Annotated in this window: 12 protein-coding genes; 5 read left to right on the top strand and 7 right to left on the bottom strand. The window is 68.0% G+C overall.

Features of this window, described 5'->3' with window-relative positions:
• The first annotated feature begins 34 nt into the window (after positions 1-34).
• Positions 35-1474: a metalloprotease TldD gene (gene tldD, locus IMW82_RS06270; protein ID WP_108472366.1), complete on the top strand. Its 1440-nt coding sequence runs from the start codon at positions 35-37 to the stop codon at positions 1472-1474.
• Between the two features lie 163 nt (positions 1475-1637).
• Positions 1638-3023 carry a cytochrome C gene (locus IMW82_RS06265; protein ID WP_199909859.1) on the top strand — a complete coding sequence of 462 codons (1386 nt, stop codon included), beginning with the start codon at positions 1638-1640 and terminating at the stop codon, positions 3021-3023.
• Between the two features lie 339 nt (positions 3024-3362).
• On the opposite strand, the gene yjgA is transcribed toward IMW82_RS06265, so the two are convergent.
• Positions 3363-3917 carry a ribosome biogenesis factor YjgA gene (gene yjgA / locus IMW82_RS06260; protein WP_108472629.1) on the bottom strand — a complete coding sequence of 185 codons (555 nt, stop codon included), beginning with the start codon at positions 3915-3917 and terminating at the stop codon, positions 3363-3365.
• Between the two features lie 44 nt (positions 3918-3961).
• Positions 3962-4207 (bottom strand): DUF1653 domain-containing protein, encoded by a 246-nt coding sequence (locus IMW82_RS06255; RefSeq protein WP_108472368.1) that lies wholly within the window; start codon positions 4205-4207, stop codon positions 3962-3964.
• Positions 4208-4312: 105 nt separating this feature from the next.
• On the opposite strand from IMW82_RS06255, the gene pmbA reads away from it, so the two are divergent.
• Entirely contained in the window at positions 4313-5680 is a 1368-nt protein-coding gene (gene pmbA / locus IMW82_RS06250) for a metalloprotease PmbA (RefSeq protein ID WP_108472369.1), read from the top strand.
• Positions 5681-5806: 126 nt separating this feature from the next.
• Positions 5807-6241 (top strand): DUF4870 domain-containing protein, encoded by a 435-nt coding sequence (locus tag IMW82_RS06245; RefSeq protein ID WP_108472370.1) that lies wholly within the window; start codon positions 5807-5809, stop codon positions 6239-6241.
• 65 nt (positions 6242-6306) lie between these two features.
• Here IMW82_RS06245 and IMW82_RS06240 read toward each other — a convergent pair whose 3' ends face one another.
• From IMW82_RS06240 to IMW82_RS06220, 5 genes are all read right to left on the bottom strand, one after another.
• Positions 6307-7206 (bottom strand): farnesyl diphosphate synthase, encoded by a 900-nt coding sequence (locus IMW82_RS06240; RefSeq protein WP_108472371.1) that lies wholly within the window; start codon positions 7204-7206, stop codon positions 6307-6309.
• Entirely contained in the window at positions 7190-7447 is a 258-nt protein-coding gene (locus IMW82_RS06235; RefSeq protein WP_108472372.1) for an exodeoxyribonuclease VII small subunit, read from the bottom strand. Before IMW82_RS06235 ends, IMW82_RS06240 begins: the two co-directional genes overlap by 17 nt.
• A gap of 75 nt (positions 7448-7522) precedes the next feature.
• Positions 7523-8824: a tRNA lysidine(34) synthetase TilS gene (tilS, locus tag IMW82_RS06230; protein ID WP_108472373.1), complete on the bottom strand. Its 1302-nt coding sequence runs from the start codon at positions 8822-8824 to the stop codon at positions 7523-7525.
• A complete protein-coding gene (locus IMW82_RS06225; RefSeq protein ID WP_108472374.1) occupies positions 8821-9555 on the bottom strand; it encodes an NYN domain-containing protein in 735 nt (244 codons plus the stop codon). The genes tilS and IMW82_RS06225 overlap by 4 nt, the downstream gene beginning before the upstream one ends.
• A 70-nt stretch (positions 9556-9625) precedes the next feature.
• Positions 9626-10582 (bottom strand): acetyl-CoA carboxylase carboxyltransferase subunit alpha, encoded by a 957-nt coding sequence (locus IMW82_RS06220; protein ID WP_108472375.1) that lies wholly within the window; start codon positions 10580-10582, stop codon positions 9626-9628.
• A gap of 163 nt (positions 10583-10745) precedes the next feature.
• Between IMW82_RS06220 and IMW82_RS06215 the strand changes: the two genes are divergently transcribed.
• Complete coding sequence (locus tag IMW82_RS06215) at positions 10746-11120, top strand: YajD family HNH nuclease (RefSeq protein ID WP_108472376.1); 375 nt, start codon at positions 10746-10748, stop codon at positions 11118-11120.
• Positions 11121-11192: the final 72 nt, after the last annotated feature.

Here is an 11192-nt window from a genome sequence, read left to right as displayed (position 1 = left end):
TAGTCCCGGTTCGACTGCAGGCAAGCTGATACCCATGGATTCATTGATCGCCCTCGCCGAAAGCAAGCTGCTGGCCCCCGGCGGCATCGCCACCGGCGACCTCGACCGCGTGTTCGCCCAGCTGATGGGCCCCGCGATCGACGCCGCCGACTTGTACTTCCAGCATTCGCGCAGCGAGTCGTGGACGCTGGAGGAGGGCATCGTCAAGGACGGCAGCCACTCGATCGAGCAGGGCGTGGGCGTGCGCGCGATGTCCGGCGAGAAAACCGGCTTCGCCTATTCCGACGAGATCGTGTTGCCGCAGCTGCTGGAGGCGTCGAAAGCCGCCCGCGCGATCGCCCGCGACGGGCAGGGCGCCGGCAAGCCGCTGGCGCTGAACGGCGTGCGTGCGCTGTATCCCGCGCTCGACCCGGTCGAGAGCCTGCCCAACCCCGACAAGATCGCGCTGCTGCGCGAAGTCGACGCGTACGCGCGCTCGCGCGACCCGCGCATCAGGCAGGTCATCGTCAGCCTGGCTGCCACCATCGACACCATCCTGATCGCCGCCTCCGACGGCACCCTGGCCGCCGATGTGCGCCCGCTGGTGCGCATCAACGTGCAGGTGATCGCCGAGGCGAACGGTCGTCGCGAGCAGGGTTATTCCGGCGGCGGCGGCCGCTACGGCTACCGCGAGCTGATCGAGAACGGTCGCGCGTTGCGCTTCGCCGACGAGGCGGTGCGCCAGGCGCTGGTGAACCTGGATTCGGTCGACGCGCCCGCCGGCCAGATGACCGTGGTGCTCGGCCCCGGCTGGCCCGGCGTGCTGCTGCACGAGGCGATCGGCCACGGCCTGGAAGGCGACTTCAACCGCAAGGGCAGCTCCGCGTTCTCCGGCCGCATCGGTCAGCGCGTGGCGGCGAAGGGCGTCACCATCGTCGACGACGGCACCCTTGCCGGCCGCCGCGGCTCGCTCAGCATCGATGACGAAGGCACGCCCACCGAGTGCACCACGCTGATCGAGGACGGCATCCTCAAGGGCTACATGCAGGACAAGCTCAACGCCCGCCTGATGGGCATGGCCCCCACCGGCAACGGCCGCCGCGAATCCTTCACCGCACTGCCGATGCCGCGCATGACCAACACCTACATGCTGGCCGGCTCGCACGACCCGCAGGAAATCATCCGCTCGGTGAAGAAGGGTCTGTACGCGCCGAACTTCGGCGGCGGCCAGGTCGACATCACCAATGGCAAGTTCACCTTCTCTGCCTCCGAGGCGTACCTGATCGAGGACGGGAAGATCACCCGCCCGGTGAAGGGCGCCACCCTGATCGGCAGCGGCCCCGAGGTACTCAACCGCGTCTCGATGATCGGCAACGACCTGGCGCTGGACGAAGGCGTGGGAGTGTGCGGCAAGGACGGCCAGAGCGTGCCGGTCGGCGTGGGCCAGCCGACGCTGAAGATCGACTCGATGACGGTCGGCGGCACCGCGTCCTGAGCGTCGCCGGGAACGGCAACACGTGTCGGGTATCACCAGGCTGCGACATTCCGCACCAGTGCCGGAAGGCCTGCTTTTGATCGGAATCAATATCCGGCGCATCCGCTAGGCCAAGACTGCACCCACACCCAGTCATCACGCTGGAATCGTGGGGAGCATGTACATGGATACTCGCCGGAATAGCCTTGTTTCGAGCTGGTTCGCCGCCTTGTCCCGACCGCCGCGGTGGATCGCGCTGGTCGCGCTCGCGTGGTTGGGCATACCTACCCTGGCATCGGCGGTGCCTTCGTACGCACGACAGACCCAGCAGCCCTGCGTGGCCTGCCATGTAGGCGGCTTCGGGCCGGAACTCACCCAGTTCGGGCGCCAGTTCAAGCTGATGGGCTACACCATGAAGGTCGGCGACCAGACCGACATCCCGCTTTCGGCGATGCTGGTGGAGTCCTTCACGCACACGCAGAAAGCCCAGACGGAAGCTCCGGCCAAGGGTTTCGGCACCAACAACAACACCGAGCTGCAGCAGGCCTCGGTGTTTCTGGCCGGGCGACTGAGCGAGCACATGGGCGTGTTCGCCCAGGCGACCTACTCCGAGAACGGCGGCCTGCTCGGCTGGGACAACATGGACTGGCGCTACGCGCGCATGTTCAGCCACGGCAGCCATAGCGGCATCTGGGGCATCTCGCTCAACAACAACCCCACCGTCAGCGATGTGTTCAACACTGCACCGGCGTGGAAGTACCCCTACATGTCGGCCGACCTGGCCCCCGGGGCACCGGCCCAGCCTATGCTGCTCGGCGGCCTGGCTGCGCAGGTGGTGGGTGCCAGCGCCTACATGCAACTGGACGGCGCCTGGTACTTCGAAGCCGGCGGTTACCGCTCGCTGTCACCGTCCTTCCTGCGCCACGTCAACGCCGGCTACGACGGCCGCCTGAGCGGGGTCACGCCGTATGCGCGCGTGGCCTACACCTGGAACCTGCCTACCGGCAGCTTCTCCGTCGGCGGCTTCATGCTGAACATGCGCCGCGGGCAGGTCGGCACCAACGACATCGGTGACGCGGTGGCGCTGCCCGGGCCGACTGACCGGTTCCGCGACTTCGGCGTGGATTCCAGCTACATATACGCCAACGGCGACCACGTCATCACCGTCGACGGGCTGTACGTCCACGAGAGCCAGAAGCTGGACGCCACCTGGGGCGGCGGCGGATCAGACAACCTGCACAACACCCTGCAGTCGCTCAACCTCAAGGGAAGCTACTGGTACCGCCACACCTACGGCGTGACCCTGGCGTCGTTCGTCTACAACGGCAGCAAGGACGTCACGCTCTACGGCAACGACGGCTCGCCGAACACCCAGGGCGAAAGCATCGAACTCGACTACAGCCCGTTCGGCCAGTCCAGCTCGTGGCACGAGCCCTGGGCCAACGTGCGCCTGGGCCTGGAATACACCTACTTCAACCGTTTCAGCGGACGCGTGCACGACGTCGACGGCGCAGGGCGCAACGCCAAGGACAACAACACGCTCTACTGCTACGTGTGGCTGGCGATCTGAGTATACGGTGATGAGAATGAGCGGCGGTGGTGTAGCGGTTATGGATGCTCATTGAAATCGAATGGACGTCCATATGATGACGGGTTCGCTGACCATGAGTGCGGTGTTTGGTTGCCTGATTATCAGAGCAGAGCGAAGAGCTTTCGTCCTCCTTCGGAGGGCGAGGTACTTCTCTTTTGGACAAGTAAAAGAGAAGTACCTCGGCTGCCGCAGGCAGACGAAAGCTCTTGCTCTCGGGCGACAACAGCAAGTGCGATTCCGGCCTTCGCCGGAATGACGACGGTGAAGAGTCCAGATGTTATGCACGTGCCTTCCGTAACAGACCGTGCCGCGAATCGCTCAGCCTTCGGCCGATTCGCCTGCCTGAGCCAGATCCTTCAACAGTTGAAAGATCTCCCGGTATGCCCGCGGCGGCTTGTTCGGCGTGTCCTTCTCGATGCGTGCCTGCCGCACCAGCGAGCGCAGATGCTGGCGGTCGACCTGCGGATGCTCGGCGATCAGTTCCGACAATGCTGCCTCGTCCTCGGCGATCAGCCGATCGCGCATCGCTTCGAGCCGGTGCATCGCGGCGGTTTCCTGGCGCTGCTTCTCGCGGTTCTCGCCGAGTTCGGCACGTACCGCGGCGAAGTCGTCGTCGCCGTAGCGGCGCATCACCTTGGCGAGGAAGGCGAGCTGGCGCTTCTTTGCGCCGTGGGCGGTCATGCGGCGGGTGATGTCGATCTCGTGGCGTACGTCATCCGGCAGCGCGAGCTTGGCCAGCCGGCTCGGTTGCAGGTCGACCAGTTGCTGCGCCAGCACCAGCACGGCGAGTGCCTCGCGGCGCTGCTGGGTACGGCTGGGGCCATAGTCCCCGTCGTCGAGTTCGGTCTGGTTGCGGCTGCGGCTCGGGCTCACGGGTTTCAATTCCAGTTGTGGTGCGCGGATCTTGTGCTGGGTGATCAGCCGCTGTGTGTATCGTCGTTGCTGATGGCTTCGGCCTGCTCCAGCGCGAAGCGGGCGATCGGTTCACCGTCCAGTTCGATGGTCTCGCTGAACATCGCTGCGGGACGCACCCACAGGCCGTGGTCGCCGTAGAGCGCCTGGTAGACCACCAGCGGCTCCATGGTTTCGCTGTGGCGGGCGGTGCCCAGCACGCGGTAGCGCTGGCCCTTGTAGTGGCGATAGATGCCGGCGGTGGGTTGCATGGGCGTTCTCCGCAGCTCTTTTCATTTCGTCGCCGTGGCCCCATGTCGGGTGCCAGCGGCTGCGAACCGCCTATTCTACCCGCCTAATTCCCAGGAAAGCCCGACGTGAGCGAAGTTGCCATCAGCCCGGACCCCAGCCCGCACGAACTCGACCGCCTCGCCGGGCTGGCCGAGGACGTGATCCGCCGCGCCCGCGCCGCCGGCGCCAGCCAGGCCGAGGTGGCGGCGAGCATCGACACGGGCTTGAGTGTGAACGTGCGCCTGGGCGAAGTGGAGACGGTGGAGCACACCCGCGACCGCGGTTTCGGCCTTACCGTGTACTTCGGCCAGCGCAAGGGCTCGGCCAGCACCGCCGACCTCCACCCCGATTCGATCCAGGCCACACTGGAGCAGGCCTGCGCGATCGCCCGCTACACCGAGGAAGACCCCGCCGCCGGGCTGGCCGACGCGGCGCGCATGGCCACGGCATTCCCCGACCTCGACCTGTGGCATCCGTGGGACATCGACACCGCGCAGGCGATCGCGCTGGGCATCGCCATCGAGGACGCCGGCCGTGCGCATGCCGGCATCAGCAACTCCGACGGCGCCAGCGTGCAGGCCGGGCAGGGGCTGTCGGTGTACGCGAATTCGCACGGCTTCGTCGGGCGCGAGCGGGGCACGCGGCATGCGCTGTCGCTGGCGCTGATCGCCGGCGACGCGGACGGCATGCAGCGCGACTACTGGTACGACAGTGTGCGTGCCCCCGGCGATTTCATCAGCGCGCAGGCGCTCGGCGACAAGGCGGCCGAACGCACGCTGGCACGGCTGGGCGCGCGCAGCCTGTCCACGCGGCAGTGCCCGGTGCTGTTCGCGCCGGAGCTGGCGCGCGGGCTGATCGGCCACCTGCTCGGCGCGGTCAGTGGCGGCGCGCTGTACCGCCAGGCCAGTTTTCTGCTCGACCATGTGGGCAAGCCGGTGATGCCGGGCTGGCTGAACATCGACGAGCGGCCGCACCTGCCGCGCGGGCAGGGCTCCGGCAATTTCGACGCCGAGGGCGTGGCTACCCGCGACAGCGCGCTGGTCGAGGGCGGCGTGCTGGCGCGCTACGTGCTGGGCAGCTATTCGGCGCGCAAGCTGGGTTTGCAGTCGACCGGCAACGCCGGCGGCATCCACAACCTGATCGTGGAGCCGGGCGCGGCCGACGGCGAGCGCAGCGATTTCGACGGCATGCTGCAACGCCTGGGCACCGGCCTGCTGGTGACCGAGGTGATGGGGCAGGGCGTGTCCACCGTTACCGGCGACTATTCGCGCGGTGCGTCGGGGTTCTGGGTGGAAAACGGCGTGATCGCCTACCCGGTCGAAGGCATCACCATCGCGGCGAACCTGCGCGAGATGTTCGCCGGCATCGCGGCGGTGGGCGCCGATGTCGACCCGCGCTCGCACATCCTCACCGGCTCGATCCTGCTGGAGCGGATGACGGTGGCAGGCGAGTAGCCCGCAGCCGGTTTCGGCCGTGCCACAAGTCCGCTCGGCAAAGCGTCTTCGGCCTTGCTAGCATCGGCATCACCGGCAGCCGACCGGCGAGCCGTCGACGCAAGTTCCGACTACCAGGAGAAGCGCATGAGCGTTCCACCCGAGTCTGTCATTCCGCCCCCGCCGAACGAGCCGATGGCCGGGGCGCCTTCCGCCGAGGAGCGCCAGTGGGCGATGTTCGCGCACCTTTCCGCCCTGGCCGGCGCCATTCTGACCGGGGCCTTCGGTGGCGGCTGGGGCTGTTTCATCGGACCGCTCGTGATCTGGCTGGTGAAGAGGGACACCATGCCGTTCGTCGCCGACCAGGGCAAGGAGGCGCTGAACTTCAACATCACCGTGGCGATCGCGTTCGTGGTGCTGGCCGTGCTGTCCGTCATGACCCTGGGCATCGGCTTGATCATCGCGATTCCGCTGTGGGTGATCATCGGTGTTGCATGGCTGGTGTTGACCATCATCGCCGCGATCAAGGCGAATGAGGGGGCGCTTTACCGGTACCCGTTCACCCTGCGGCTGATCAAGTAGAGACAGCGCTGTTCCAGCAAAAAGGCAGCCTTGCGGCTGCCTTTTTGCTGCGCCTGCGGAACGATTCAGTAGTGACGGTGGGCGGCGTACAGCGCCAGCTCTTCCAGCAGTGTCGCGCGCCCGCCCAGCGGCGCGATCGCGGCCAGCGCGGCGTCGGTCAGCTCGGCCAGCCGGGCGCGTGAGGCGTCGAGGCCGATGATCGAGGGGAAGGTGGGCTTGGCGGCGGCGGCATCCTTGCCGGCGGTCTTGCCGATCACCGCCGATTCGCCTTCCACGTCGAGGATGTCGTCGCGCACCTGGAACGCCAGCCCGACCGCGTAGGCGTAGCGGTCCAGCGCCTGCCGGGTGTCGGCGTCGGCGCCGGCGGCGAGCGCGCCCAGCTGTACCGAGGCGCGGATCAGCGCGCCGGTCTTGCAGGCGTGCATGTGCTCCAGTTCGTCCAGCGTCAGCGGATGGCCGACCGCCGCCAGGTCCAGCGCCTGGCCGCCAGCCATGCCTTCGGCGCCGCAGGCCTGGCCCAGCGCGCGCAGCGTGGCGATGCCGGTGGCTGCATCGGCGCGTCGTGCGGCGTCGTCGGCGAGGATCTCGAACGCCAGTGCCTGCAGTGCGTCGCCGGCGAGGATCGCCATCGCCTCGCCGAACACGATGTGGCAGGTCGGACGGCCGCGGCGCAGCGCGTCGTCGTCCATCGCAGGCAGGTCGTCATGCACCAGCGAGTAGGCGTGGATCAGTTCCACTGCGCAGGCGGCGGCGTCCAGTGATGGGCCGTCTTCGCCGAGCGCGTGCGCGGCGGCGTAGACCAGCAGTGGGCGCAGCCGCTTGCCGCCGCCGAGCACGGCGTAGCGCATCGCGCGATGCAGTTCGGCGGGGGAGTGGTCGGCCGGCGGCAGGCTGCGGCCCAGTGCCTGTTCGGCACGGACGATCAATGCTTGCAGGGCGGGACCAAGCTCAGAGTTCGGGTTCAAACGGTTGGGCGCTGTCGGGGGCTTCGGGGTCGAGCAGCAGCCGCACGCGCAGTTCGGCCTGCTCCAGCGACTGCTGGCAATGGCGGAACAGCCCGATGCCGCGTTCGAACGAGGCCAGCGATTCGTCCAGGCTCATCTCGCCGCCTTCCATCTTCGCGACCAGTTGTTCCAGCTCGTCGAGCGAGTGTTCGAAGTCGGCGGCGGGCGGGGTCTTGCCGGGTGCGGGAACGGTCTTGGCCATGGCCCGCAACGCTAGCGCAGCGGGCGTCCGGAATCAATCTGCGCGGGCCGCGGAAAGGCCCCGGCGTGACCTGGATCAACGCCCCGCGCGCCAGTGCGGCCAGGCGCCGGCCTGGCGGAAAATCGCCGCGCCGCGGGTGCTGGTCCAGCGATCGGCCACCGCGATCAGTTCGTCGCCGGCGTACAGCAGCGGGCAGGCGTGGCGCTGCCATGGAGGCAGGTGCGCCTGCTGGAACAGATCGCGCAGTTCGCGCGTATGCGCGTCGCCATCGGGCTTGATGCGTTCGCCGCCGCGACGTAGGCGCACCTGCAGCGGCTCGGTGAGGCGGACGTCTGCGACCGTCAGCGCGAGCTCGCCGCCGTCGGGCAGCGCCAGCGGTTCGCCATGCCAGGGCATCTGCCAGTCGGCGTCGACGACGCGCTCGGCTGGCAACGCCCACAGCCGGCCTTTCCAGATGTGCAGTTCGGTGCCGGCCCAGCGGATGCACGGCAGCTGGCCCGCGCGCGCGCCGCACTGGCGCTCGATCTGCCGCCGCTGCGCGCTGGTGGGGGCGGACAGGCCGCGTGCGTGCAGCCAGTGATCGAGCAACGGCTCGCGCCATGCCGGGGCCAGCGCCAGCCAGCCATGGGCGTCCAGGCTGCCGCTGGCGGGGTCGTGCAGCGCCTCGAACGCGGCCAGCCATTGCGTCCGTAGCGCGTCCGCAGCGGCGCGGCACAATGCGGCGCTGTGCAGGATCGAATCCACCGCCTGCGGCCAGTGCCGCGCCAGTCGCGGCAGGATCTCGTGGCGCAGCTGGTTGCGCGCCAGGCGGGTGTCGGCGTTGGACGGATCGTCGATGCAATCCAGCTGCTGTGCTGCGACGTAATCGTGCAGCTGTTGGCGCGACAGCGCCAGCAGCGGCCGCCACAACTGGCCGCGACCGAACGGGCGCAGCGCACGCATGCCACCCAGCCCTTCCGGCCCGGCGCCGCGCAGCAGCTTCAGCAGCACGGTTTCGGCCTGGTCGTCGCGGTGGTGGCCGAGCAGCAGGTATTCGCCATCGCGCAATTGCATGACCAGTGCGGCGTAGCGCGCGTCGCGGGCGGCGGCTTCGGCGCCCCTGCCGCTGCCGCCGTCGACCTGCACGCGCAGTACCTCGCACGGCACGTCCAGCGTGGCGCAGAAGCGTTCGCAGTGTCGGGCCCATAACGCACTGTCCGCATGCAGCCCGTGGTCGACGTGCAGTGCGCGCAGGCCGCGCGCGCGGGCTTCGGGCAACTGCGCCAGCGCATGCAGCAGGGCGCTGGAATCCGGGCCGCCGCTGAAGGCCACGCACAGTGCCGCCGACGGCATGGACGCCAGCGCGGCCTGCAGGTGCTGGTGCAGCGGGTTGCTCACTTCTTGCCGTCGCGGGGCCGTACGTAGAGATGCTTGCCGTTGCCGATCTGGCGTTCCTCGGTGTCGAACAGGCCAATACCCTTGATCAGGCCGCTGAGCTTGGCGTAGCCGTAGTTGCGCGAGTCGAAATCGGGCGACTGTTTGTTGATGATGCTGCCGATCGCGCCCAGCCCGGCCCAGCCGGTGTCGTCGGAGGCGGCCTCGATGGCGCCGCGCAGCAGGTTCATCAAGCGCGTGTCGCCGCGCAATTCCTTCGCCGAATGCTTCTTCGGGGCGGTGGTGGTGGCGGTCTCGCTGGCGCCGGCCAGCACCTCGGTGTAGATGAATTTGTCGCAGGCGGTGCGGAACGGTTCGGGCGTCTTCTTCTCGCCGAAGCCGTAGACGATGCGCCCGGATTCGCGGATGCGCGAGGCGAGCCGGGTGAAGTCGCTGTCGCTGGAGACGATGCAGAAGCCGTCGAAGCGCTCGGCATAGAGCAGGTCCATCGCGTCGATGATCATCGCCGAGTCGGTGGCGTTCTTGCCGACGGTGTAGCGGAACTGCTGGATCGGCTGGATCGAGTGGCGCAGCAGCACTTCCTTCCAGCCGTTCAAATCCGGCTTGGTCCAGTCACCGTAGATGCGCTTGACGTGCGCGGTGCCGTACTTCGCGATCTCCGCGAGCAGGCCCTCGACGATGGCGGGACGGGCGTTGTCGGCGTCGATCAGTACCGCAAGTTTGTCGTGGGCCATGGCGGGTCCCGGCAGCATGAGGGTGCTGCCGATGGTAGCGCCAAGCGGGTGACAGGCGTCGCGGCGGCGCTTACTCCTGGTAAGCGCCGTAGCTGCGCAGGCGCTTGTAGCGCTGTTCGAGCAGGTCGGTAACCGGCATCGCCTCGAGTTCGTCGAGCTGATTCAGCAGCACCGCTTTCAGGCGGATCGCCATCGAACGCGGGTTGCGGTGCGCCCCGCCGAGCGGTTCGCGCACCAGCTTGTCGACCAGGCCGAGTTCGAGCAGGCGCGGGGCGGTCATGCCCAGTGCCTCGGCGGCGTCCTTCACCTTGTCCGGGCTCTTCCACAGGATCGAGGCGCAGCCTTCCGGCGAGATCACCGAATAGGTCGAGTATTGCAGCATGTTGGTGCGGTCGCCCACGCCGATCGCCAGCGCGCCGCCGGAGCCGCCTTCGCCGATCACGGTGCACACGATCGGCACTTTCAGCTCGGCCATCTCCAGCAGGTTGCGCGCGATCGCCTCGCTCTGGCCGCGCTCCTCGGCGCCCACGCCGGGGTAGGCTCCGGGGGTGTCGATCAGGGTCAGCAGCGGCAGGCCGAAGCGCTCGGCCATCTTCATCAGGCGCAGCGCCTTGCGGTAGCCCTCGGGGCGCGGCATGCCGAAGTTGCGGCGCACCTTGTCCTTGGTGTTGCGGCCCTTCTGGTGGCCGATGATCATCACCTGGCGGCCATTGATGCGGCCCAGGCCGCCGACGATGGCGGCGTCCTCGGCGTACATGCGGTCGCCGGCCAGCTCGTGGAATTCCTCGCAGATCACGCCGATGTAGTCGAGCGTATACGGCCGCGCCGGGTGGCGCGACAGCTGGGTGGTCTGCCACGAGTTGAGGTTGCGGAAGATGTCCGCGGTCTTGACCTTCAGCTTCTCGCGCAGGCGGCCGACTTCCTCGTCGATGTTGAACGCCTGGCCGCTGCTGGCGTGGCGAAGCTCTTCGATCTTCGCGTCCAGTTCGGCAATGGGTTGTTCGAAATCGAGGAAGTTGGGGTTCATTCGTTGCTATTCATGGCACAGAAGCGGCTCAGTATACCGTCCCGCAGGAAAACGCGAGAACGCCGCCGTATGGCTGTGACAGGGTCGACACATGCCTGCCGCGGGCCGGACGATTGCGCTATCGTCCGCCCCATCGAACCCTTGGTCTTCGCCGGATCCCGCCATGCCCAGCAAACCCATCGACCACGCGAAACTCGACCGCATCGTGGCCGAGGCCCGACGCGCCGCCGAGCAGCGCGAGCTGGGCTACCGCGAGCGTGCGCTGAAGATGTACCCATGGGTGTGCGGCCGCTGCGCGCGCGAGTTCACCCGCGCGAACCTGCAGGAACTGACCGTGCACCATCGCAACCACGACCATGATTTCAACCCGCCCGACGGCAGCAACTGGGAGCTGCTGTGCGTGTATTGCCACGACAACGAGCACGCGCGGCACATCGACCACGTGCGCGGCGGGGTGCTGGCGGTGGAGGATGCGCCGCCGGCAACTGGCAATCCATTCGCCGACCTGAAGGCGATGCTGGAGCGGGGCAGGAAGTAGGGGACTTTGACTCCTCCCCCTGCAAGCAGGGGGAGGTTGGGCGGGGGTTGCCCCGAGCTGGCGAAGAAGATC

The organism is Rhodanobacter sp. B2A1Ga4 (genome assembly GCF_018101315.1).
Classification (GTDB): domain Bacteria; phylum Pseudomonadota; class Gammaproteobacteria; order Xanthomonadales; family Rhodanobacteraceae; genus Rhodanobacter; species Rhodanobacter thiooxydans_A.
Note: the sequence above shows the minus strand (reverse complement) of the source record. Positions and strands in the feature narration are given on the sequence as shown.